Origin of the sequence: uncultured Mailhella sp. (assembly GCF_947631555.1) — a bacterium.
GTDB lineage: Bacteria > Desulfobacterota > Desulfovibrionia > Desulfovibrionales > Desulfovibrionaceae > Mailhella.
This window is the reverse complement of sequence record NZ_CANRLT010000008.1, coordinates 23,325-47,670: the sequence shown is the minus strand read 5'-3', so window position 1 is coordinate 47,670 and position 24,346 is coordinate 23,325. Positions and strand designations below refer to the sequence as shown.

The window sequence follows — 24,346 nt, the reverse complement described above, 5'->3', positions numbered from 1 at the left end:
TATGGTTTGAGACCTCGGCCTTTAGGCCGATAGAACCCCACCCCGCCCTGAAGGGCTTTGCTACATTATTGCTCAACATTTCCTTGAGGTGTGAACGTTTCCCCTGCAGAGGGAAACGAGTGAAGAACAAAACGGCGGAGCCGATGACATCCTTTTCCGGAGACGCTTTCTTCAGGGAGAGTTAATCCGCACGATTCCTGCCTGTCGGCTGCAGGGGCAGTCACGAAGGCGGGCCGGGAGAGAGTTGAAACATGGAAAGCAGGGAAGCAGGCAAAATTTTTGAAGCTCTGGCATCGGAAGTGCGTCTCGATGCCTTCCGGCTGCTCGTCCGGTATGCGCCGGACGGATTGGTTGCCGGAGATATCGCGAGGCTGCTCAAACTGCCTGCCACGAATCTTTCCTTTCACCTCAAGGGGCTTGTCCAGAGCGGTCTTGTCACGGTGGAGCGTGAAGGGCGTTTCCAGCGCTATCGGGCGTCCATCCCGCTGATGCTGGAAATCATCGCCTACCTGACGGCGGAGTGCTGCTCCGGCAAGCCGGAATGCTGCCGGAAGCTCCGTGAGGCGAGCGGCATAGCTCCGGAGTTTTTTAAGGCTCCATGAAGAACAGCTTTTTTTCGGAGTAATATTTCAATAGTTCAACGATTATCAATAAGAGGCTTTCATGAAAGAGGCTTTCCAATCGGCGCAGACAGCCGGAAACGGTACTGGGGAGCAGGGGATGAACGGCGTGGACAAGGCGGAAGTCCGCTGGCTTTTGCGCTATGGGGTAAGCATGGTCCTTCTCGCGCTGCTCTGGGCTGGCGTGTACATGCAGGCGGAAGCGGTGTCGGGCTGGCTGGTGTTCAACCTGTCTGGCCTCGCGGCAGATTCACCCTTCGCTGCGGCGCTTCAGTTTTTCCTCTATGACACGGTGAAGATTCTGCTTCTGCTCGTGGCACTCATCTATGTCATCGCCTGGCTGCGCGCTGGGCTGAATCCGGAGCGGGTGCGCGCTTTTCTGGCGGGCAGGAAGCGGGGGCTGGGCTATGTGCTTGCGGCGTTGTTCGGAGCAGTGTCGCCGTTTTGTTCCTGCTCCAGCGTGCCGCTTTTTCTCGGTTTTACCTCGGCGGGCATTCCCCTCGGCATAACCATGGCCTTTCTCATCACGTCGCCCATCATCAATGAAGTTGCCGTGGTACTCCTGTGGGGCCTGCTGGGATGGAAGTTCACCGTTGTGTATGCCGGCATCGGCATAGGTGCGGGGATAGCCGGAGGCTGCTTCATGGACGCGATAAGGGCGGACAGGTGGCTTCAGCCCCTTGTGCGCGATGCCATGAAAACGCCGCTCCTGCCGTTGACGCTTTCCCGGCGGCGTTCCAGGCTTTCCGTGTACCAGAGGCACCGTTTCGCCTGGGGAGAGACGGTTTCCATCTTCAGACGCGTGTGGAAATGGATCATTGCCGGCGTGTGCATCGGCGCGGCCATACACGGCCTTGTGCCCGCAAACTGGTTTGAGGAACATCTGGGCACCGGGCAGTGGTGGACGGTGCCGGCGGCGGTGATCGCAGGGATTCCCCTGTATTCCAGCGTTACGGGCATAGTGCCCGTCATGGAAGGGCTTCTGGGCAAGGGAATGCCCGTGGGAACCACGCTGGCCTTCTGCATGAGCGCCGTTGCTGCCAGCATTCCTGAAGTCGTCATGCTGAAACAGGTGATGACGAACCGGCTCCAGGCGGTCTTCATCGGCTATCTGTGGGTGATGTTCACTCTTGCGGGCTGGGCGCTCAACACGCTTCAGGGAGTGCTTTTCTGACCGGCGCACGGCATGGACTCCCTGAAACAGCGGCAGACCGCCGCTCCACATAAGGCCGGACTTCACGGAACCCCCGTTGTCCGGGTGTGGAAAGGACGGCTTTGCGGCACAGCCGCGGGAGCGGGATTTTTTTCTTGGATATCCGTGTGTTTTGCGGTATCTGAAGGCATGGCATCCTTCATCTATATCACCGACGTTTTCTGCCCGTGGTGCTACGGCTTTGCGCCTGTGCTGCGCAGGCTGACCGCCGCGTATGGTCTTCCTGTCCGCGTCCTGTGCGGGAACCTTGTGGACGAGCCCGAACAGACCTCGGCCATGGGTACGCCCCGCCTTCACGCCTTTTTCCAGCGTCTGGCCGGCACCACAGGCCGCGCCGCCGGGCAAGGCTTTTTCGACATCCTCTGCCCGGAACGCAGTGTACTCATGGACTCTTCCCGTTCAGCGCAGCTCATGGCCGCGCTCAAAACTCTTGCGCCGGGACATGCGTTGGAGCAGATGGAGGCGTTTCAGGACGCCTTTTACGGTGAAGGCCTGGACGTGCTCGCCCTGAACGTTCAGGTGGACGTTGCCCGGCGCTGGGGCGTGGATGCTGCCGCGCTCGAGCAGGCTCTTGCCTCTTCTGCCGTCAGGGAAAAGGCATCCCGCGAGATGGCCGAAGCCGAAGACATACTTGGGGATTTCGTGGTCTATCCCTCGCTCTTCGTCAAGGAAGGCGCGGCGCTTCACGCCGTAGCCCGGGGCTTTGCGCCTTACGATACCGTGGCTGCACTTATCGGCAAGGCTCTGTCCGATACCGGGGCGGAGGCACAGGTTTCGGGGCAGGCCTGCGGACTGGACGGATCGGGCTGCTGCCTGCGCTCTTGAACAAAGGGCAGGAAGAGGCTAGCCTTCTTTTATTGCAGAGGGGGAGCCGCCAGGCGGCGTCTCCCTTCCTGCCTTATCACTTTGTTCCCGACCGTCTTTGTACGGAGAAAAACTCCCGCTGCGTCCGGTAACCGCTCTGACGCCGGGGAGAGAACGCTATGGCGCTTACCGCAAAAGTCGTCCTGACCGGACTGCCCATGATCACGGCGGCGGCCATGTTCATGCAGATGCTGGACAGCACCGTACTCAATACGGCGCTGCCCACTATCGCCGCGGACATGCACCGTTCGCCCTTTTCCATGCAGATGGCGGTCATCAGCTATACGCTCACCGTGGCCCTGCTCATACCCGTGAGCGGCTGGCTGGCGGATCGCTGCGGTACGAAAAAGGTCTTCATGGGAGCGGTGTTTCTCTTCGGCCTGGGGTCACTGCTCTGCGCGCTTTCCCCCTCCCTGCCGGCGCTCGTGTCAGCGCGCATCGTGCAGGGCGTGGGCGGAGCCATGATGGTTCCCGTTTCGCGGCTGGCACTCCTGCGCGCCTACACGCCCCACGACTTCGTGCAGGTGTTCAACTTTGTGACCATACCGGGCCTCATAGGGCCTGTGGTAGGCCCGCTGCTCGGCGGCTGGCTCGTCACCTACGCTTCCTGGCACTGGATCTTCCTCGTCAATATTCCGCTCTGCGTTCTTGGGCTTCTGGTCTCCGTAAAAAAATTCCCGGACTTCCGGCAGGAGCGCGGCTCCTTTGATCTTCCGGGATTTCTGCTCATAGGGGCGGGCGTTTTGCTCCTGACCATCGGCATGGAATATACCGGCGGCAAAACGGCTTCCCTTCCGCTGGCGCTCTCCCTGATGGCCGGCGGGTTTCTTTGTGTGGCGGCCTATGTGCGGCACGGACTGCGCTCGCCGTCTCCGCTCATTTCTCTGAAGGTCTTCCGTATACGCACCTTTGCCGTGGGCATTTCGGGAAACATGGTTGCGCGTCTTGGCATCGGCAGCATTCCCTTCCTTGTTCCGCTCATGCTTCAGGTGGGGCTGAACTACCCTGCGGACGTGGCCGGAATGCTGCTCCTCGCTCCGGCCGTGGGTTCGATCATGGCCAAGACGCTGGTGCTCCGCGTACTTAATCGTTTCGGCTACCGGCACACGCTCATGTTTTTTACGATTTCCATCGGCGGCGTGTACATGCTGATGAGCCTTCAGGAGCCCGGCTGGTCGATACTCTTGCTTGTGGCACAGCTTTTTGTTCAAGGAATGCTCATGTCCGGACAGTTCACCTCCATGAATACCATCACACTGGGGGATCTGCCCGGAGAACTCGCCAGCGATGGCAACAGCCTGCTTTCCGTGGCCCAGAACCTCTGCCTCAGCTTCGGGGTGGCCATCAGCACGGCGCTGCTGCGCTTTTTCTCCCTTTCGGGCACAGAGCTTTATTCCCTGCACGCCACCTTTATTGCCGTGGGGGTAATGACCATGCTTTCCGCGCTTGTCTTCAGGCTTTTGCACGCACAGGACGGAGCGCACATGCTGAGCCGTGCGCCGCAGAACGGGCACACGCGTGGAATGTAAGCCGCGGTGGAGCGCGAAACAAGGAATGCCGAGGCTGATTATGAAACGAAGACTTTCCGTGGCTCAGGCCGTCGAAGCCGCAGCCATTCTTTTTTCTCTCAACTCCGGACGGGACGGAGTGCTCCTCATGGCCGCACGCTCCGGCCTGCCCTGTTCCTCAGAAGAGGAGATCCGCAGGCTGCTTCTGGAATGGCGCGCCTTTGTCCATGCCGCCGTGCTCTACGGGCTTATGGTGCAGGCTCCCAACGTGGTCGTGGTGGCCTACCTGCGCTCTACACAGGACATGCTGAAGCAGCTCGGCTATACCCAGGAGCAGGCGGACGCTTTTGTGGACGGCGCTTTTCGCGCCTATTCAGAACCGCTCGTGCGGACAAGAACGCAGGAATGCCCGGCGGTGTTTTTCCGCCGTCTTCTGGACAAGGACATCACGGATGTGCCCGCAAAGACGGCGGCCACGGTCTCCGGCATCATGGCCATGATTCTGTCCGCCGTGCTGGACAAGCTCGAACAGTACGACTACGCGCTGGACTGAGGCTTTCCCCGCGCAGGGAAAAGTGAAGACGCCCTTCACGGCGAACCGTGAGGGCGTCTTCTTCCATGCAGGGCCGGAAGCCGTGCTTCCGGCGGTGGATCAATGATACCTTGGCGTATGCTTCAGGCGGCTGCGGAACCAGTGGGTGACGTTGTTCACCACCACGAAGAAGGTAGGAATGAAGAAGATGCCGAGGCAGGTGGCGCATACCGTACCCCAGAACACGGCCGTACCCACGGCGTGCTGAGATGCCGCCCCCGCACCGGAGGCCGACATCATGGGCAGTACGCCCAGACCGAAGGCCAGCGAGGTCATGAGGATGGGACGCAGACGCAGACGGCAGGCTTCCACCGTGGCGTCGATGAGGCTGCGGCCTTCTTCTCTGAGGTTTCGGGCGAACTCAACGATCAGAATGGCGTTTTTCGACGAGAGACCCATCACGGCCAGAAGACCTACCTGGAAGTACACATCGTTAGTGAGTGACTTGCTGAAGTAGGTGCCGAGCACGGCGCCCAGAATGCCGAGAGGGATGACGAGCAGCACGGCGAAGGGGATGGACCAGCTTTCATACAGGGCCGCAAGGGCGAGAAAGACGACCAGCACGGACAGGGAATACAGCACGGTCGTCTGAGAGCCGGCCATTTTTTCCTGGAAGGAAAGGCTGGTCCATTCAATGCCGAAATCGCTGCCGAGTTTGCGCACTTCTTCTTCCATGATGGCCATGGCGTCACCGGATGCGACGCCCGGTATGGGTTCGCCCTGATATTCGAGGGCGGCCATGGCGTTGTAGCGCTGGAGAACGGCGGGACCGAAGGCCCAGTCCGTGGAGTACACCGCGTTGAAGGGCACCATTTCTCCGCGCTGATTGCGGAATTGGATGCGGTTGAGGCTTTCGGGCGTACGGCGTACGTCGGCGTCCCCCTGCACGTACACCTTCTTCACGCGCTCGTTATGCACGAAGTCATTGACGTAGGTGCCGCCGAGCAGGGTGGATATGTCGGAGTTCACGTTGGCGAGCGTCAGTCCCATGCTGGTGGCCTTGGCGGTGTCCAGATGGATGTTGAACTGGGTGATATCGTCCATGCCGGTGGGCCAGATGTACGCGATCTGCGGGTTGGCGAAGGCCGAGGTCATGAGCTTCATGCCGGCTTCTCTCAGCTTTTCATGACCCACGCTGCCTCGGTCCTGAAGCTCCATGGTAAAGCCGTTGGTCATGCCCAGAGAGATGATGGCCGGCGGGATGGAGGCGATGAACTGACCGTCGAGGATGCCGGCAAACCTGGAGCGAACGCGGGCGGCCACGGACGCGGCGTCCTGACCGGGTTTTGTGCGCATCGGATAGTCCTTCAGCTTGATGAAGCCCATGCCGGTATTTTCCGACACGCCGCCCATGCCGTAACCGGCCATGAACATATAGGAGTCCACGCTGTCCTTTTCTTCCGTGAGGACGTAGTCGGCTACCTGCTTGAGCTGTGCCGTGGTCTGCTCCAGAGTGGCGTTGGGCGGCATCTGGAGCATGGTGATGACGGCGCACTGGTCTTCCGTAGGCAGGAAGGAGGTAGGGAGCTGCTTGTAGACGAGTCCGAGGCAGGCGACGAGCATTGCGTAGATGATCATCAGTCTGCCGCCGCGCTGCGCCAGAGAGGCCACGCCGCCAGTGTAGCGGCGCTGGTTTCTGGTGAACATGCGGTTGAACCAGCCGAAGATGCCGTTCTGCGCACCCTGCGTATGCGGCTTGAGCATACTTGCGCACAGCGAGGGCGTGAGGATCAGAGCCACTAGCACGGACAGTGTCATGGCCGAGACGATGGTCACGGAGAACTGCCGGTAGATCACACCCGTGGATCCGCCCATGAAGGCCATGGGCAGGAACACGGCGGAGAGCACCACACCGATGCCGATCAGCGAGGAGCTGATCTGATCCATGGATTTTTCCGTTGCTTCCACAGGCTTGAGGTGTTCTTCCTCAATGATGCGCTCCACGTTTTCCACGACTACGATGGCGTCGTCCACGAGCAGACCGATGGCCAGCACCATGGCGAACAGCGTCAGTGTGTTGATGCTGTACCCAAAGGCTAGAAGCACGCCCAGTGTGCCGAGCAGAACGACGGGGACCGCGATAGTGGGAATGACGGTGGCACGGAAGCTCTGAAGGAACAGCCACATGACGAGGAAGACGAGGATGATGGCTTCCACCAGCGTTTTGACCACTTCCTTGATGGAGGCGATAACCGGAGGCGTGGTGTCGAAGGCCAGGTCATAGGCCATGCCGTCGGGGAAGTAGTGAGAAAGTTCCTCAATCTTGTTCTTGACCAGCCGCGCTGTTTCTAGGCCGTTGGCGCCCGGGGCGAGGGTGATGCCGATTCCGGAGGCGGGATGCCCGTTGTAATAGCTCGTGATACCGTCGTGTTCCGTGCCCATGGCGACGCGGGCCACGTCGCGGATATGAACCCTTTCGCCGTCTTCCGTCACCTTGAGCAGGACGTTTTCGAAGTCCGTTGTGTTGCGTAGTAGGCTCTGCGCCTTGATGATGACGTTGAGGGCCTGATCATTGACCCCGCCGATCTGGTTGGAGCCGAGCTGTCCAGCGGTGACTTCCGCGTTCTGCGTGGAGATGGCGCTGCGCACGTCCGAGGGCGTGAGGCTGTATTTGGCCAGCTTGTCCGCATCGAGCCAGATGCGCATAACGTACTTGCCGCCAAAGACTTGCACGGTGCCGACGCCCATCGTGCGGCTGATTTCGTCCTTGATGTTGGTGCTGATGTAGTCGGCGAGGTCGATGTTTTCCTGAGTGTCGTCTGGTGAAAACAGGGTAATGGCCATGAACATGTTGTCATTGCCCTTGGATACCGTGACGCCGTAGTTCTGCACGGCCAGGGGAAGCTGGGACTGAACCTGCTGAACCTTGTTCTGCACCTGCATGTGCGCCACGTCGGGGTCGGTACCCACGGCGAAGGTGAGCGTGATCTCAGACGTGCCGGAGGAGTCGGATTGGCCCTGCATGTAGATCACGTTGTCGATGCCGGTCAGGTTCTGTTCGATGACCTGCGTGACGGTCTGATCCACCGTGGTGGGTGAAGCGCCGGCGTACAGGGTATAGATGCGGATGGAGGGTGAGGCTACTTCCGGGTACTGCGATATGGGCATGGTGAAGATGGCCAGAACGCCGGAAAGCATGGTGATGATGGCCAGCACCCATGCGAAGATGGGATGATGGATAAAAAAGCGGGAAAGCATTAACGATCGCCTCCGGCCTGCTGCATGGCCTCTTCGGAGACCTCTTGCACGGGCATGCCGCCGCGCACGTTATGGACGCCGTTCAGGACAATCTTTTCACCCATGTCCAGCCCGGCGGTCACATACCAGTCGTTGCCGACGGCATGGCTTATGGTGATGAAGCGCCGTTCGGCCTTGCCGTCCTTGAGGACGTAGACATAGGGGGCACCCTTGAGGTCGCGCAGTACGGCTTTCTGCGGAGCGAGGATGGCGTGCGTGTCCTTGCCCATGATGACGCTGGTGCGGACGAAGAGTCCTGGCAGTAGCTCGCCTCCGGCGTTGGGAAATTCGGCGCGCAGTGTGACGGTGTTGGTACTCTGGGTAACGTCCACGCCGGTGAAGTTCAGATGGCCGGGCGTGGGATAGACGGAGCCGTCGTTCATGGTCAGCGTGGTCTTGATGGCGTCCGGCGAGCTGTTGCCCAGGGCGTTGTTTTTGCCGAGCTGTTTCCTGAGGGAATACAGGTCATCGGAAGACTGCGAGACATCCACATACATAGGGTCGGTCTGATAGATGGTGGCCAGAGGAGAAGTCTGACTTGCCGTGAGCAGCGCGCCTACGGTGTAGTTGCTGAGGCCTATGCGTCCGCTGATGGGAGCGCGTACTTCCGTGCGGCGGTAGTTGATCTCTGCGGCATCCAGTGCGGCACTGCAGGCCTGTACGGAAGCCTGTGCCTGACGCATGGCGGCCTTCACGTCGTCGTAGTCCTGCTGGCTCACGGATTTTGTCTTCAGCATACTGGCAGTGCGGCGTTCGCGCAGTCTGGTGACGTTGAGATTGGCTTCCGCGCTGGCGAGGTCGGCACGTGCCTTGTCCAGAGCGGCCTTGTAGGTGTCGGGTTCGATGCGGTAGAGCACGTCCCCGGCCTTCACACTGTCTCCTTCCACGAAGCAGCGCTCCTTCAGGATGCCGCTGACTTCAGGACGGACTTCCGCCCAGCGGCTGGCCACTGTGCGGCCGGTGAGTTCGCGCTGTATCTCCACGGTGTGCGGAGTCATTTCAACGGCGGTCACCCGAATGACGCGAGCCTGAGATGCGGAGGAAGCGCTTTTTTTGGTCAGGAGGCTGTCCATCTGATCGCAGCCGGTGAGAATGAGGGGGAGCGCCAGCAGAACGGGCGCAAGCGTATGGATGTTGACCATGATAATATGCTCCTTGAAAGCAAAGGGAAGACGTGGCTATTCCTGCCAGCCGCCGCCGAGCGCGAGGCATACTTCGGCGATACTGACGAGGTGGCCGGCATGTGCTGCGGCAAGGGCCTGCTGAGCGGAGAAGAGGTTGCTTTCCGCCGTGAGAAGTTCCAGATACGAGGCGAAACCGTTGTCATAGCGGGTGCGCGCATGAACCACGGCGCGGCTCAGGTAATCCACCTGACGGGTGAGAGCTTCCACGGAATGGGCGTATTCCGTCTGGGAGACCAGGGCGTCACGGATGTCCTTGAAGGCGTTCTGCACCGTGAGTTCATAGGTCGCAACCGCGGCGTCCTTTGCCGCTTCGGCGTTGTCCACGGTGCGTTTGATGGTCCAGAAATTCAAGGGCAGGCTCACGGCTCCGCCGAGTGCTGCGTACTGGTTTGTGCTGCGCAGAAGCTCATTCAGCTCCAGACTGGCGGATCCAAGCAGACCGGTCAGCGAGAAGGAGGGAAAGAAGGAGGCCCGAGCCGTGCCGATATCGTAGTTGGCCGCCTGAAGGTTGGCCTCCGCCTGACGGATGTCCGGGCGATATTCCAGAAGTTCGGAAGGAATGCCGGAGGGCAGGGCGGGCGTCGTGTCCAGAGAGGTCATGAGCGAGGCTGGCGCCTTGAGCTTGTCCGGCGTCATGATTTCGGCGGGAGAGCGGCCGAGCAGGACGGCCAGGGAAGTTTCGGCGGCATTTTTGGCGATGCGGGCCGAGGCGAGGGCGTTGCGGGCGGTCTCCACGTTGGCACGGATGCTCAGCATGTCGAGATCGCTGATCTGGCCGTTGTCGAAGCGGCTCTGATAAATCTGAAGCGAATCCTCGCGGTTTTTCAGGACGTCGCGGGCGATCTCTTCCTGCCAGGTATAGGCGCTCAGCCAGAAATAGGACTCTACGACACCCGCGGAGACGGTGAGGATGACGTTGTCGCGTGCGGCTTCGGTGGCAGTCAGAGAGGCACGGGCCGACTCTGCGGCGTTCCAGTATTTGCCCCAGAAGTCGAGGAGCCAGCTTGCGGAAAGTGCGCCGCTGAAGGTGTGGGTGTTCTTGCCGCCGCGCTGAAGAGCCGTGGGCGAGGTGGCTTCGCGCGCCATGGTGCGCTGCCCGTCGGCGGATGCGGAAGGCACGGGGAGCAGCGCGTCCCGGGCTATGCCGAGACCGGCCTGAGCCTGACGCACGGCAGCCATGGCCTGTGCGATATTTTTATTGTGCGCCAGAGCTTCCTCGACCAGAGCACTGAGCGTCTCGTCATGGAAGCGCGTCCACCAGGCGCGCTGGATGGCCTGGGACTGGGAGGCGTCCCAGGTCTGGGGAAGCTCCATTTCCGGACGCTGGTAGTCAGGCGCAAGATTGCAGCCTGCAAGGGCCAGCGCCAGCACTGGAGCGAGAAAAGACGAAAGTTTGACCATAAACAAAGGCTCCTGGATCCTTTATGCCACGGAGAACGGCGGAGCGGGGCAAAGGCCCGGGCTTCCGGCTCTCTTCAGCCCCCTGCCGCAGCAGAGAAGACGCCGCAGGCAGGTCTTGATAGCTTGCCGGAGATATCCTATACTTTTTGTTATGAAAAGTTAAAAACTATCAAAATTTTGATGGAATTGAGGTTTCGCTTCATGGACTGGACCATCGAACAGCTTGTTTCCTTTGTGACCTCCGCCGAAGAAGGTTCTTTTTCCGCTGCAGCCCGTTCGCTGGGGCGGGCGCAGTCCGTTGTGAGCACCCATATTTCCATGCTGGAAGACGCTCTGGGGGTGACGCTTTTCGACCGCTCGACCCGTTCCCCTGCACTCACGGAAGCGGGGCGCGATCTGCTGCCGGAGGCCAAGGCAGTGCTGCGCCAGAGCCGCCGCTTCCAGTCGCGAGCCATGGCGCAGTTTGACGGACAGGCGTTCAAATTCAGCATTGCCGTGAGTTACGGCATCCCGCTTCAGACTATTTCCGAGAGCGTTGCCGCGCTGACGCAGCGCTATCCCTACGTTTCCGGCGAGATGAACTTGGCATCGGTCTCCAGTGTGCTGGAACAGGTCAGGCAACGGAACGTCCATATCGGAGTGGTCTTTTCCGAGGCGCCGCACCTTCAGGAAAACTGCGAGCGTATGTGCCTCGGTCAGCTCCAGTACTGCGCGGTGGCCTCCCGGCATTCCGAACTCGCGAAGCTGGAGCGGGTCACGGCTCACGACGTTTCCCAGCACCGGCAGATTCTTCTTGGGGACGAAGGCCAGCAGAGCCACATCAGCTCGCAGTATCTGGTGGTGAACGACATCTTCTGTGCCGCGTACTGGGCCGCGCTGGGCATAGGCTGGGCGGCGCTGCCCCTGAGGATGGCGCAGCAGGCTTCCAGCTACGATGTCCTCAGGGATCTGGTGGTACTGAACTCCGAAAAGGTCATCTTCCCGGTACGCAACATCTTTCTCCTCTGGTCCCAGGATGTCCAGCGCAGAGACGTGCAGGAATTCTTCATTCAGGATCTCCAGGCCCGCTATCTGGCGCAGAGAGACAAGGTAATGCAGGCCATATCGCAGTCCGGCTTTTTTCCGAAGGGACTGCCAGCCTGAACGGAAGGAGCTGCCTGCACGGAGCCGAGGTTCGCAGCGTGCCCGCGCTCTTGACAGAAAAGGCCGCATCCCGCAGGATACGGCCTTTTCTCTTGGTGTGTCGGTGCTTACATGAAGAAGATCCAGGTAATCAGCAGGAAGAGCGGGCAGAGAATGCCCACGGACCAGCCCATGTAACCGAAGAAGCTGGGCATCTTGACACCCTGTTCTTCCGAGATGGCCTTGACCATGAAGTTGGGGGCGTTGCCGATGTAGGTGTTGGCGCCCATGAACACGGCGCCTGCGGAAATAGCTGCCAGCACTTCGCCTTCGGCCATGAGTTCAACGGCGTTGCCGCCCGCGGTGTTGAAGAACACGAGGTAGGTCGGCGCATTATCGAGGAAGGAGGAGAGTATACCCGTCATCCAGAAAAACATGGGGGTGACGTGGTGGCCCTGGGCGTCAGTAGTCAGGTTGACCACGGCGGCGAGGGCGCCGTCGGAACCGGCGCGCAGGATGGCGATGGCCGGAATCATGCTCAGGAAGATGCCGATGAACAGCTTGGCCACTTCTTCGATGGGGGCCCAGGTGAAGTTGTTGCGCTCGCGGCATTCTTTGCTGGTGGTCATCCAGGAGGCGACGGCGATGACGATGTACATGAGGTCGCGCACCACGTTCTGGAGTTCCATGGGAACACCGAAGATGTGGAAGGTCGGGCCGGTCCACTGACCGGAGATGAGCGTGTTGGCCACGATGCAGGCTAGGAACAGGAAGTTGATGCAACCCTCGAAGCCGAGCTTTTCGGAAGAGCTGGCTGCATCAGCAGGCACCGGGCTGCCTTCCTTTTTGAACAGTACGGTGTCGAGACCGTAGTACAACACCAGCAGGATGACGGCGGCCAGCAGCGTCTTGACGAAGAGGTGCTTGGTCGTCCAGAAGAAAGCCACACCCTTGAGGAAGCCGAGGAACAGCGGCGGATCGCCCAGAGGCGTCAGAGAGCCGCCGATATTGGCCACGAGGAAGATGAAGAAGATGACCTGATGCACGCGGTATTTGCGGTGAGCGTTGGCGCGCAGGAGCGGACGGATGAGCAGCATGGCCGCACCGGTGGTTCCCATCCAGCTTGCGAGCAACGTGCCTACGGCGAGGATGCCGGTGTTCACCAGAGGCGTTCCCACCAGTGTGCCCTTGAGCCGGATGCCGCCCGCCACGGTGAACAGGGCGAGGAGCAGCAGGATGAAGGGCAAATACTCGAGCAGGATACTGTCGGCGGCCAGGAAGAAGGCGTTGCCGAAGCCGAAGACCAGCGCACAGGGGATGAGGAAGGCCAGCCCCCAGAAGGCCGCCACCTTGCCGAAGTGATGTTCCCAGAAGTGCGGAACCGTCAGGGGGCAGATGGCGATGGACAGCAGCATGCAGACGAACGGGACTACCCAGAGGATGGACAGGTCGCTGGGCAGATGGAAATGTTCTTCCGCCAGGCAGATGCTGGGAACGAGCAGCAGCGCCAAAAGAAGGGAGAGAATAAATTTGAAGCGGTGCATCCGGTGTCTCCTTGTGACAAGAGCTATAGATTCGTTCCTCGTATCACAAAAAGAACGATTCAGCAAGCACTTCGGGGCGCGGCTTTGCGGAAGAACTCTTGACCTGCCGGAAATTTTGTCGTTTCTGAAAAGAAATACCTTAAAAAGGAGCCGTTTCATGCAGCAGCCACCCAACATTCTCACCATTGCCGGTTCTGATTCCGGCGGCGGCGCCGGTATCCAGGCCGATCTCAAGACCATGACCATGATGGGGGCCTTCGGCATGAGCGTGATCACCGCGCTCACGGCGCAGAACGGACTCGGCGTGAGCGGCGTCCACGCGCCGGAACCGGAATTTGCGGCGCTTCAGCTCCGCACCGTGCTGGAAGGCTTCCCCGTACACGCCGCCAAGACGGGTATGCTGTTCAACAGCGGAATCATTTCGGCACTGGCCGATATCTTGGATGAACAGTCCTTCCCGCTGGTGGTGGATCCCGTGTGCGTGAGCACCAGCGGACACCGGCTTATGGAGGATACGGGTGTGGCCACCCTGAGGGAACGCCTTCTGCCCCGCGCCGACCTGTTCACCCCGAACCGCCCCGAGGCTGAAACCTTCACGGGCGTGAGCGTCCGTTCGGATGACGACGCCCTTGAAGCCGGACAGCGGCTTCTGGACATGGGGGCGCGCGCCGTACTCATCAAGGGCGGGCACTGCGAGGGGCGGCCTGTTTTCGTCACGGACTGGCTTCTGGAGCCTGGCCGTGAACCCGTGCCCCTGCGTCAGCCCTTTGTGGAGACGGAAAACACGCATGGTACGGGCTGTACGCTTTCGGCCGCCATCGCCACGCAGCTGGGCTTCGGTATGCCGCTGCGCGTAGCCGTCACCCGTGCGCAGGAATTTCTGAACTGCGGGCTGCGCCACAGCTTCGCGCCGGGCAAGGGGCATGGACCGTGCAACCACATGGCCTGGAAGCGGTGACTCCTCTCTGATGAGGGGAGATCGGTCAGGAAAGCCGTCCGCGAAAATCCTCGTAGCCGAACACGCGGGTGACGCGGCGCTCATCGGTTTCCGAGTCCCAGAGTGCGATGGACGGCAGGCGCAGACCGTTGAAGGTCGTGGTCTTGACCATGCTGTAGATGGCCATGTCCAGGAATACCAGCCGTTCTCCGGGCTGAAGCGCGTGGTCGAAGGAATATTCCCCGATGACATCTCCGGCGAGGCAGGATTTTCCCGCAAGACGGCAGGTGAAGGCTTTTTCGCCGGGCATTCCCGCGCCGGCGACGTTCGGGCGGTAGGGCATCTCCAGAACGTCAGGCATATGGCAGGCTGCGGAAGTGTCGAGTATGGCAATGGGCATGTCGGCCTGAACCACGTCGAGCACGCTGGTCACAAGCACTCCGGCGTTGAGGGCCACGGCCTCGCCCGGTTCCAGATAGACCTGGACGCCGTAGCCGCCGCGGATGTGTTCGATGCAGCGGCAGAGCAGTTCCACGTCGTAGCCCGCACGGGTGATGTGGTGGCCGCCGCCGAAGTTAATCCATTTCATGCCGCGGAAGTACCTGCCGAAATGCCTTTCCACGGCCTTCAGTGTGCGGGCCAGAGGCTGTGCGTCCTGTTCGCACAGGGTGTGGAAGTGCAGCCCGCTGATACCGTCCAGGGCCTGCGGGTCGTGCGCGAGTTCCGCGTGGAAGGCGGCGGGGCGTATGCCCAGACGCGAACCCGGAGCGCAGGGGTCGTAGAGGGGGACGGTTCCTTCCGAATGTTCGGGATTCAGTCGCAGGCCGCATTCGATGCGCCGTCCTTCGCGGGTCTCGGCGGCTTCCACCAGCGGGCGGAAGCGCCGCCACTGAGCGAAGGAATTGAAGACGACGTGATCGGCATACTTCAGGGTTTCCGCAAGCTCCTCCTCGCTCCATGCGGCCGCAAAGGCATGGACTTCGCCGCGGAATTCTTCCCGGGCCAGGTGCGCTTCATCGGGAGAGCTGGCGCAGCAGCCGCAGAGCGGGCCGCGCATGGCGCGCGAGAGTCCGGGGAAGGCAGCCCACTGGGCAAAGCACTTGAGAGCCAGCATGATTCTGGCCCCCGTGCGCCGCTGTACGCCGTCGAGGATGGCGGCGTTTTTTCTCAGCCGGGCAAGATCGGTGACGAAGCAGGGAGAAGGCCAGGTTTCGGGGCGGAGCTTGGCGAGGCAGTCGTTCATGATTCCTCAGGAAGCGCGGTTCAGTATCGTTCCGGCATGTAGTGGGGCGGGAGCGTGTTCTGCGGAGCGTCGCGCAAGGCTTCGAGCGCAGCGTGCAGACTGTTTTCCATCTGTTCCACGCGTTTTTCCAGGAGATCGAGCTGCTTCTGCTGGCCGGTGAGCGCATCGTTGAGCTGAGAGAGCAGGCGCTCCTGAAAGTACGCCTGCTCTTCCAGCCGGGCCGCCGTTTTTTCCAGATCCATGCGGGCCTCCTGTCGGGGCGCTCCGTTGTTTCAGGCGAGATCGACGACCTTCCAGGGAAGCCCGTATCTGCCGAGGGCCTCCAGGAAGGGATCGGGATCCATCTGCTCCATGTTCCACACGCCGGGCCGGTTCCATGCGCCTGTGACCAGCATCATGGCTCCGACCATGGCTGGGACGCCGGTGGTGTAGGAGATGGCCTGTGAGCCAAGCTCACGGTAGCATTCCTGGTGATCGCAGATGTTGTAGATGTAGCGCACACGCTCCTTGCCGTCCTTTTGTCCGCGCATAAGGCAGCCGATGCAGGTTTTGCCCACGGTGCGCGGCCCCAGAGATGCGGGGTCGGGCAGGAGCCGGGCCAGAAATTGCAGGGGAACGATCTTCTGTCCCTGAAAGTCCACGGGTTCGATGCCGATAAGCCCCACATTCCTGAAGACCTGGAGGTGGTTCAGGTAGGCGTCGCCGAAGGTCATCCAGAAGCGGGCGCGGCGCAGCCCCCGGAGGTTTTTCACCAGCGATTCCAGCTCCTCGTGATACATGAGGTAGCAGCTGCGCCTGCCGATGCCTTCCGGGAAGTCGAAGGACATTTTCCAGGAGAGAGGGTCGGTCTCCACCCATTCCCCGCGTTCCCAGTAGCGCCCCCTGGCCGAAACTTCGCGCAGGTTGATTTCGGGATTGAAGTTCGTGGCGAAGGGCAGACCGTGATCTCCGGCGTTGGCGTCGATGATGTCCAGAACGTGGATTTCATCGAAGAGGTGCTTCTGGGCGTAGGCGCAGAAGACGTTGGTTACGCCGGGGTCGAAGCCGGAGCCGAGCAGGGCGCAGAGCCCGGCCTGCCGGAACCTGTCCGCATAGGCCCACTGCCATTTGTATTCGAAATGGGCATCATCCGGCGGTTCATAGTTGGCGGTATCCAGGTAGTTCACCCCGGCTTCGAGGCAGGCGTCCATGATGTGCAGGTCCTGATAGGGCAGGGCGATGTTCATGACCAGGTCGGGCTGTACGCTGCGGATGAGAGCCGTGAGTTCAGGCACATTGTCCGCGTCCACCCGTGCGGTCTCGATGCTGCGGCCGAAGCGCTGCTTCACGCTGGCGGCGATGGTGTCGCATCTGGCCCTGGTGCGGCTCGCCAGAACGATGTCGGTGAACACGTCCGCAGCCTGGGCGCATTTGTGGACGGCCACGGAACTCACGCCTCCGGCGCCGATGATGAGCACTTTTGCCATGTCTGCTCCTTGCGGGATAAAAGTTTACGGGAGGGACGGAGCCGTCTCTCAGCGTTCAAAATAGGTGTAGCCGCGCAGTCCGTCTTCAAAAGCCTGCATAAGCTGGAAGCGCTGCGTGGGCGTGAGGCGGTTTTCGCGCACGGCCCGTTCCGCAGATTTGCGTATGCCCACCAGAACGCGGTGCGGGTCGTATTCCACATAGGCCAGAATGTCGGCCACGGAGTCGCCTTCGAGTTCGCGCACGAAGTCGTAGCTGCCGTCCTCCTGAATGCGCACGGAAACGACGTTGGTGTCGCCGAGAAGGTTGTGCAGGTCGCCCAGGGTTTCCTGATACGCCCCTACAAGGAAAGTTCCCAGATAGTACTCCTCGCCGTCCTTCAGAGGATGCAGTTCCAGCGTGGTCTTTAAACCCTGCGGGTCGATGAAGTGGGAGATGCGGCCGTCGCTGTCGCAGGTGAGGTCGGAGAGTATGCCCTGCCGTTCCGGGAACTCGCCGAGGCGGTGTATGGGCATGATGGGGAAGAGCTGGTCGATGGCCCAGCTGTCCGGCAGGGACTGGAACACGCTGAAGTTGCAGTAGTAGATATCGGCGAGGATGGAATCAATTTCCTGCAGTTCCCTGGGGATGTACTTCACGCGGCGGCGTTCTTCGGCGAGGGTGCGCATGATGGCCCAGAAGAAGTGTTCGGAAAGGGTGCGCTGGCGCAGGGTGACGCGCCCGGCGATGAAGAGCTGGCGCATCTCGTCGTAGTAGTAGACCGCGTCGTTGTAGGTTTCCTGAAGGTTGCGCGGGTTGATGTTCTCCAGCGTTTCCCGAAGGTTGCGCACGGGTTCGGGCGTGTCTTCCGGAAGTTCGCCGGGGAGGTCGCCCACTTCGATGAGGCTTACGCCGAGGACGTTGAACAGCAGGACGGAGTAGTAGGCGACGGTGGCCCGGCCCGATTCCGTGATAATGTGCGGGTGAGGAATGTCCTGATCGTCCAGAATGGTCATGACCGCTTCCACCACGTCGGTGCAGTATTCCATGAGCGTGTAGTTGCGGGAGCTGACATAGTTGGTGTGGGAGCCGTCGTAGTCCACGGCAAGGCCGCCGCCGAGGTCAAGGTAGCCCATGGCCGCGCCTTCCTTGACCAGGCTTGCGTAAATGCGTGTGGCTTCCATGACGGCGGAGCGGATATCGCGGATATTGGGCACCTGAGAACCCAGGTGGTAGTGCATGAGCTTGAGGGAGTCGAGCATGTCGTGCGCTTTCAGCTTGTCCACGACGTCGATGATCTGGGCGGAGGTAAGCCCGAAGGCGGAGCGTTCGCCGCCGGATTCCGACCAGTGACCGCTGGCCTTGGTGGAGAGCTTTACCCGCACGCCGATCTGAGGCCGAACGTCCATGGCCGCCGCTTCGTGGAGTATGGTGTCCAGCTCGCCGGGCATTTCGAGGACGAAGATGACGTTGAAGCCCATGCGCAGGGCGTGCAGACCGAGGTCGATGAATTCCTCGTCCTTGTAGCCGTTGCAGATGAGACAGGCTTCGCGGCTCTTGAGCTGGCTGACCGCTGCGATGAGTTCGGCCTTGGAGCCGACTTCCAGCCCGTGGTGGTAGGCTTCGCCGTAAAGGGCAATCTTTTCCACTACCTGCTGCTGCTGGTTGACCTTGATGGGGAAGACTCCGCGGTAGTCACCCTTGTATCCGAGTTCGGCGATGGCGGCGCGGAACGTCTGATGCAGAAGTGAGATCTGAGAATCAAGGATGTTTTCGATGCGCAGAAGCACGGGCAGGTCATAGCCCCGCGCCTTGAGTTCGCGGATGATCTCAAGGATGCTTACTTCCGGGCCGCCCTCACGTCCGAAGGGGCGGATGACGACTTCACCGCGCTTGGAAATGTCAAAGTAGCCTGCGCTCCAGCTTCGGATGCCGTACAGGTCGGCTGAATCTTCCACGGTCCACTGCTGCATGGATTTTTTTCTGGCCAACGATGCTGACTCCTTGAAGGATGACGGTGTGCGCCGCCCGGCAGAAGGGTTCGCTTCCCCGGCGCTTTTCCTTTGCGCGGGGACATGATAGAAAAAGACAGGTACTTTTTCCTTAGAGGCAGCCTTGTTCCTTGTCAAGGACAATCCGCCGGAACAGGGGTTTTCTTTGGAGCTAGTGGGTATTAATTCGGGGAAGGCCATGACGAACGCGCAGCGCTGGATCATGCATATGGACATGGACGCCTTTTTCGCCTCCATCGAGCAGATGGACGACCCCTCGCTGAAGGGCCGTCCGGTGATCGTGGGCGGCGGGCATCGCGGCGTAGTCAGCACCTGTTCCTATGAGGCGCGGCGTTACGGCGTCCATTCGGCCATGCCCATGAGTGAGGCGCGGCGGCTCTGCCCGCAGGCAGTCTATGTGCGCCCGCGAATGCGGCGCTATGCGGAGCTTTCCGCACGCATCAGGGAGCTTCTCGGGCAGTTTTCCCCGCTGGTGGAAATGGCCTCCGTGGACGAAGCCTATCTGGACGCCACGGGGCTTGAACGTATCTTTGGCAGCGTGGAGCGCATGGGTTGGCAGCTCAAACGTGCGGTGACGGAGATCACGGGCGGACTGACCTGCTCTGTGGGCATAGCTCCGGTGAAATTTCTGGCCAAGATTTCCTCGGAACAGCGCAAGCCGGACGGACTGTTTCTCCTTGCGCCCGAAGACGTGTCCGCATTTCTGCATCGGCTGCCCGTCACGGATGTGCCCGGCGTGGGGCGGCACTTCGCGGCTGCGCTGTCCGCGTTGGGCGTGAAGACCTGCGGCGACGTCCTGCGCTACAGTGAAGATTTCTGGGCGCGGCGTTTCGGCAAGGCCGGACTTTCGCTTTGGGACAGGGCCATGGGCGTTGACCCCAGACCCGTCGTGCCCTGGGCGCCGCCGAAGTCCGAGAGTGCGGAAGTCACGCTGGATGAAGACACGCTGGATCGCGAACTTCTGTGCACATGGCTGATGCGCCATGCCGAGCGTGTGGGTGCGAGCCTGCGCCGTGCCGGGCTGGCCGGACGCACGGTGACGGTGAAGGTCAAGTACGCAGATTTTCGTCAGGTCACGCGGCAGATTTCCTTGCCGGAGCGCATCAGCAGCACGGCGGCCATCTATGAAGCGGCGCGCACGATTCTGGATGGCATGGAACTTGCCGGTTCAGTGCGGCTCATCGGGCTGCGGGTGTCGGGCTTCGAGGACGGGCCGCCCGTCCGTCTTTCCCTGCTTGACGAAGAAGACACTGTACACGACGAGCGTCGCCGCGGGAGCCTTGATACCGCGGTGGACGCCCTGCGCGAGCGTTATGGCCGGAATGCCGTGATGCGGGGCAGGCTTTTTGCCACGATGGGCGGGAAGGATCGGGAAAAGGCGGCCAGTCAGGAAGACAAGGCTGAGAGCCGGCGCATACGCGGCGCGTAACGAGGAACGGCGGCCTTATTCGGCAACGGTAAAGAGTCCGCGGTACTGCTTCAGGAGCGGGCGTGAGGCCTGATCTGCGGCGGATTTGGAAAAGTAGGGGCCGAGCTGGACGAAGTGCAGGACGCTGCCGTCATGTCCGGAGATGCGGCAGCCATATCCGCGCTTGCGCATGGTTTCGGCCAGCGCCTTGGCGCGTGGCAGTTCCCGGAACGCTCCGATCTGGATGTAGAACCGTCCGTCCATGTCCCCGTCGGGTGTGATCCTCACGGGCTTTTTGCCTCCCTCCAGCGCCACGAGCCGCACTCGTGCCGTGCCTGTTCCCAGCATATCCAGCTCCTTGGCCGCGGCGCGGGAAAGGTCGATGATGCGTGAACCCACGAAGGGGCCGCGGTCATTGATGCGTACAATGACGGAACGCCCGTTTTTCAGGTTGGTGACGCGCAGCTTCGTACCGAAGGGCAGAAGTTTATGAGCCGCGGTCAGGCTGTTCTGGTTGTAGCGTTCCCCGTTGGAGGTGGTTTTGCCGTGGAAGCCTGGCCCGTACCATGATGCCACGCCGGTTTCCGTGAATCCGGCGGCGGACTTGAGCGGGTGGTAGGTCTTGCCTCTGACCGTGTACGACGCGGTTCCTTTGCTCCCGGTGTGGCGGCGGGTGGAACAGCCTGCGGCAACGGCGGCGGCAAGGAGAAGGCAGAAAAGGAAGAGGAGCAGACGGGGCAGGCTCGGCATAGCTATCCTTTACCGGAAAACGAGAGATGAACGGCCTATCATGAGCCAGAGCGGAGTTTTTGTCCAGCGTCCCAAGATGCGGGGCGCGTACAGGCTTACGGCGCAGCGTTTCGGAAGCGATATTTTTCCGTTCGGGAAAAGAAACGTGAAAAGCGGCTGGTTCATATTTGCCAAACGGCGCGGCATGACGTATCGTTTCCCTTGTTCAAAGGACATTTTCTGGAGAAGCTTCATGATCAAGTTTCTGATCGGTAAGATATTCGGTACCCGCAACGATCGCTATCTGCGTTCCCTGCGTTCTCAGCTCAAAAAATGCAACGCCCTCGAACCCGCCATGCGGGAACTCGCAGACGACGAGTTCCCCGCCAGACTTGGGGAGTACCGCGACGCAGTGCAGAAGGAGGGGAAGAGTCTCGACGAGGTTCTGCCCGGAGTCTTCGCACTGGTGCGCGAGACGGCGCGGCGCGTCATGGGAATGCGTCATTACGATGTGCAGATGCTGGGCGGCATGGTGCTCCATGCCGGCAAGATCGCCGAAATGAAGACCGGCGAAGGCAAAACACTGGTGGCGACGCTGCCCGTGGTGCTGAACGCGCTCTCGGGCAAGGGCGTGCATGTGGTCACGGTGAACGATTACCTGGCACGGCGTGATGCCGAATGGATGGGCAGGATCTACAGCTTCCTGGGCCTCAGCGTGGGTGTCATCGTACAGGGCCTTGACGACGAGCAGCGCAAGCAGGCGTACGCCTGTGACATCACCTACGGCACCAACAACGAGTTTGGTTTCGACTACCTGCGCGACAACATGAAGTTCTACGCCGAGCAGCTTGTGCAGCGCGGCCACAATTTTGCCATTGTGGACGAAGTGGACTCCATCCTCATCGACGAAGCCCGTACACCGCTCATTATCTCCGGTGCCAGCGACGAATCCACCACCCTGTATCAGGCTATGGACGCCGTGGTTCGTCAGCTCAAGGCTCAGGAGGACTTCACGCTGGACGAAAAGGCCAAGACCGCCATGCTTACCGATGCAGGCGTGGCCAAATGCGAGAAGATACTGGGCATACAGAACCTTTTCGACCCCGGCAGCATTGCCTATCAGCACCACATCCTGCAATCCTTGAAGGCGCATCACGCGTTCAAGCGCGATGTGGACTACATCGTCAGCGACGAGGGCAAGGTCGTTATCGTGGATGAGTTCACCGGCCGCCTCATGCCGGGCCGCCGTTTCAGCGATGGCTTGCATCAGGCGCTGGAAGCCAAGGAAGGCGTGAAGGTTGAGGCCGAGAATCAGACGCTGGCCAGCATTACCTTCCAGAACTACTTCCGCATGTATGACAAGCTGGCGGGCATGACCGGCACGGCCCAGACGGAAGCCGTGGAATTCGACCAGATTTATCATTTGGAGACCATCACGGTTCCCACGAACATGCCCATGATCCGCGATGATCGCCCGGATCTCATCTACCGCACCCAGCGTGAAAAATACGACGCCATCATCAAGGCCATCAAGGAACTCTACCACACGGGTCAGCCCGTCCTCGTGGGCACGATCTCCATCGAGACTTCGGAACTGCTTTCCTCCATGCTGAAGAAGGAAGGCATCCCGCACAGCGTGCTCAACGCCAAGCATCACGCCGAGGAAGCTGCCATCGTGGCCCAGGCAGGGCAGAAGGGGCATGTGACCATTGCCACCAACATGGCCGGCCGCGGTACTGATATCGTTCTGGGCGAGGGCGTGAAGGAACTGGGCGGCCTGCATATTCTGGGCACGGAACGTCATGAGAGCCGCCGCATCGACAATCAGCTCCGCGGCCGTTCCGGGCGTCAGGGTGACCCCGGTTCTTCCCGCTTCTATCTTTCGCTGGAAGACAACCTCATGCGCATCTTCGGTTCGGAGCGCATCTCCGGACTCATGGAAAAAATGGGCATGAAGGAAGGCGAGCCCATCGAAAACCGCATGGTTTCCAAGGCCATCGAGAACGCCCAGAAGCGCGTGGAAGGCCACAACTTCGAGATCAGGAAGACCTTGTTGGATTATGACAACGTTATGAATCAGCAGCGTGAAGTCATCTACGGACTGCGACGCGATCTCATGCAGCTTCCCGATGTGGAGGGCGTGCTCTTCGATTTTGTGGAGGAACTGCTTGAAAGCATCTACCAGCCGCTGGAGGGGCTGAAGGAGGCGCCGGACGCGGAGCTTGCCGCTTCGACCAACACACGGCTCATGGAGATCTGCAATATCGCACGGGCCTTGCCCGATATGACCATGAGCGTTGTACCGCCGCGCTCCCAGGCCCGCCAGGCCGTGGAGAAAATCTTTGCCGAACTGCGCGAAGAGGCCGGCCCCATGTACGGCGACATCCTGCGCTACTTCCTGCTGGAGGCGCTGGATCGCTGCTGGAAGGAACACCTGCGCGCCATGGACTACCTGCGCGAGGGCATCGGTCTGCGCGGCTACGGTCAGCGCGATCCCAAGCTGGAATATAAGCGCGAAGGCTTCAACATGTTCCAGGAGATGATCTTCCGCATCCATGAGAACGCCATTACCTCCCTGACCCATGTGCGCATGAAGCGTGTTGAACACGAGGAGGCCGAAGCCGCTGACGGTGAAGAAGCGCCTGCGGAGGCTCCCGCCGAAGCCGCAGCCGCTGAACATGCCAAGGAAGCCGCAGAGCAGGAGACGCCTGCACCGGAAGCCGTGTCCACGCCTCTGGACGCTTCCGGCCGAAAGCTGGAACTGCGCCACAAGACTGATCCCGCGGCCATGGGCGGCCCTGTGAAGAGCGAGACACATGTGTATAAGGGCGTCAAGGTGGGGCGCAACGATCCCTGTCCCTGCGGCAGCGGCAAGAAGTTCAAGAAGTGCTGCGGACGCAACCTGTAGCCGGTCACGTGTCCTGAATGTTTTCAAGGCGGAGACGCGATGTGTCTCCACCTTTTCTGTCTCTGTTTGAGGGCGGCGGAAACAGGGAGCATTCAGAATGTCCGACAAAGTAAGAATTGCGCGGCTTTTGAAAAGCACACAGAAGATACCTCTTGTCCCTGGGGTATTATGGAGAGGTGTTTTGCCAGCAGTAAAAGGAGAGGAATAAGAGAGTGGAACCGCATTTTCCGTTTAAAGAGCCGGAGAAAGGAGAGAGACGGTTTCACAGTTTGCGGCAGAGTGGCAGAAGAGCGCTTGTAAGTTTTTTTAGGGTAGATACACGTTGTCAGATATACTGTCAGCGAATAAGGACGCAAGGGAGGAAAGAGTTATTTTAATTAA

General features: G+C 60.6%; 18 protein-coding genes. 9 read left to right on the top strand and 9 right to left on the bottom strand.

The window, feature by feature from the left end:
- The first annotated feature begins 251 nt into the window (after positions 1 to 251).
- From Q0Z94_RS02295 to Q0Z94_RS02275, 5 genes are all read left to right on the top strand, one after another.
- Complete coding sequence (locus tag Q0Z94_RS02295; RefSeq protein ID WP_298067309.1) at positions 252 to 602, top strand: helix-turn-helix domain-containing protein; 351 nt, start codon at positions 252 to 254, stop codon at positions 600 to 602.
- 61 nt (positions 603 to 663) lie between these two features.
- Positions 664 to 1,794 carry a permease gene (locus tag Q0Z94_RS02290; RefSeq protein ID WP_298067306.1) on the top strand — a complete coding sequence of 377 codons (1,131 nt, stop codon included), beginning with the start codon at positions 664 to 666 and terminating at the stop codon, positions 1,792 to 1,794.
- A gap of 168 nt (positions 1,795 to 1,962) precedes the next feature.
- The gene (locus Q0Z94_RS02285; RefSeq protein ID WP_298067303.1) at positions 1,963 to 2,658 is read left to right on the top strand and encodes a DsbA family protein; all 696 of its coding nucleotides are present in this window, start codon (positions 1,963 to 1,965) and stop codon (positions 2,656 to 2,658) included.
- A 158-nt stretch (positions 2,659 to 2,816) separates the two neighbouring features.
- The gene (locus Q0Z94_RS02280; RefSeq protein WP_298067301.1) at positions 2,817 to 4,226 is read left to right on the top strand and encodes a DHA2 family efflux MFS transporter permease subunit; all 1,410 of its coding nucleotides are present in this window, start codon (positions 2,817 to 2,819) and stop codon (positions 4,224 to 4,226) included.
- 40 nt (positions 4,227 to 4,266) lie between these two features.
- Positions 4,267 to 4,758 carry a hypothetical protein gene (locus Q0Z94_RS02275; protein ID WP_298067299.1) on the top strand — a complete coding sequence of 164 codons (492 nt, stop codon included), beginning with the start codon at positions 4,267 to 4,269 and terminating at the stop codon, positions 4,756 to 4,758.
- Positions 4,759 to 4,857: 99 nt separating this feature from the next.
- Here the strand turns inward: Q0Z94_RS02275 and Q0Z94_RS02270 are convergent, their stop codons facing one another.
- Genes Q0Z94_RS02270 through Q0Z94_RS02260 form a run of 3 tightly spaced genes read right to left on the bottom strand, consistent with a single transcriptional unit; the run spans position 4,858 to position 10,619 of the window.
- A complete protein-coding gene (locus tag Q0Z94_RS02270; RefSeq protein WP_298067296.1) occupies positions 4,858 to 7,995 on the bottom strand; it encodes an efflux RND transporter permease subunit in 3,138 nt (1,045 codons plus the stop codon).
- A complete protein-coding gene (locus Q0Z94_RS02265) occupies positions 7,995 to 9,176 on the bottom strand; it encodes an efflux RND transporter periplasmic adaptor subunit (RefSeq protein WP_298067294.1) in 1,182 nt (393 codons plus the stop codon). The genes Q0Z94_RS02270 and Q0Z94_RS02265 overlap by 1 nt, the downstream gene beginning before the upstream one ends.
- Positions 9,177 to 9,212: 36 nt before the next feature.
- Entirely contained in the window at positions 9,213 to 10,619 is a 1,407-nt protein-coding gene (locus Q0Z94_RS02260) for an efflux transporter outer membrane subunit (protein ID WP_298067291.1), read from the bottom strand.
- A gap of 201 nt (positions 10,620 to 10,820) precedes the next feature.
- On the opposite strand from Q0Z94_RS02260, the gene Q0Z94_RS02255 reads away from it, so the two are divergent.
- The gene (locus Q0Z94_RS02255) at positions 10,821 to 11,762 is read left to right on the top strand and encodes a LysR family transcriptional regulator (RefSeq protein ID WP_298067289.1); all 942 of its coding nucleotides are present in this window, start codon (positions 10,821 to 10,823) and stop codon (positions 11,760 to 11,762) included.
- Positions 11,763 to 11,869: 107 nt separating this feature from the next.
- On the opposite strand, the gene Q0Z94_RS02250 is transcribed toward Q0Z94_RS02255, so the two are convergent.
- Positions 11,870 to 13,285, bottom strand: coding sequence for a sodium:proton antiporter (locus Q0Z94_RS02250; RefSeq protein WP_298067287.1), 1,416 nt, complete (start codon positions 13,283 to 13,285; stop codon positions 11,870 to 11,872).
- A gap of 157 nt (positions 13,286 to 13,442) precedes the next feature.
- On the opposite strand from Q0Z94_RS02250, the gene thiD reads away from it, so the two are divergent.
- Positions 13,443 to 14,243 (top strand): bifunctional hydroxymethylpyrimidine kinase/phosphomethylpyrimidine kinase, encoded by an 801-nt coding sequence (gene thiD, locus Q0Z94_RS02245; RefSeq protein ID WP_298067285.1) that lies wholly within the window; start codon positions 13,443 to 13,445, stop codon positions 14,241 to 14,243.
- A gap of 25 nt (positions 14,244 to 14,268) precedes the next feature.
- On the opposite strand, the gene nspC is transcribed toward thiD, so the two are convergent.
- Genes nspC through speA form a run of 4 tightly spaced genes read right to left on the bottom strand, consistent with a single transcriptional unit; the run spans position 14,269 to position 18,899 of the window.
- Positions 14,269 to 15,465, bottom strand: coding sequence for a carboxynorspermidine decarboxylase (gene nspC, locus Q0Z94_RS02240; protein WP_298067283.1), 1,197 nt, complete (start codon positions 15,463 to 15,465; stop codon positions 14,269 to 14,271).
- Positions 15,466 to 15,485: 20 nt separating this feature from the next.
- A complete protein-coding gene (locus Q0Z94_RS02235; protein WP_298067281.1) occupies positions 15,486 to 15,707 on the bottom strand; it encodes a SlyX family protein in 222 nt (73 codons plus the stop codon).
- A gap of 30 nt (positions 15,708 to 15,737) precedes the next feature.
- Positions 15,738 to 16,931 carry a saccharopine dehydrogenase family protein gene (locus tag Q0Z94_RS02230; RefSeq protein WP_298067280.1) on the bottom strand — a complete coding sequence of 398 codons (1,194 nt, stop codon included), beginning with the start codon at positions 16,929 to 16,931 and terminating at the stop codon, positions 15,738 to 15,740.
- Positions 16,932 to 16,979: 48 nt separating this feature from the next.
- Positions 16,980 to 18,899, bottom strand: coding sequence for a biosynthetic arginine decarboxylase (gene speA / locus Q0Z94_RS02225; RefSeq protein WP_298067277.1), 1,920 nt, complete (start codon positions 18,897 to 18,899; stop codon positions 16,980 to 16,982).
- A 199-nt stretch (positions 18,900 to 19,098) separates the two neighbouring features.
- Here speA and dinB point away from each other — a divergent pair, with 199 nt between their 5' ends.
- Positions 19,099 to 20,349 carry a DNA polymerase IV gene (dinB, locus tag Q0Z94_RS02220; protein ID WP_298067274.1) on the top strand — a complete coding sequence of 417 codons (1,251 nt, stop codon included), beginning with the start codon at positions 19,099 to 19,101 and terminating at the stop codon, positions 20,347 to 20,349.
- A 15-nt stretch (positions 20,350 to 20,364) separates the two neighbouring features.
- On the opposite strand, the gene Q0Z94_RS02215 is transcribed toward dinB, so the two are convergent.
- Positions 20,365 to 21,078 (bottom strand): septal ring lytic transglycosylase RlpA family protein, encoded by a 714-nt coding sequence (locus tag Q0Z94_RS02215; protein WP_298067273.1) that lies wholly within the window; start codon positions 21,076 to 21,078, stop codon positions 20,365 to 20,367.
- 232 nt (positions 21,079 to 21,310) lie between these two features.
- Here Q0Z94_RS02215 and secA point away from each other — a divergent pair, with 232 nt between their 5' ends.
- Positions 21,311 to 23,965, top strand: coding sequence for a preprotein translocase subunit SecA (gene secA, locus Q0Z94_RS02210; protein WP_298067271.1), 2,655 nt, complete (start codon positions 21,311 to 21,313; stop codon positions 23,963 to 23,965).
- Positions 23,966 to 24,346: the final 381 nt, after the last annotated feature.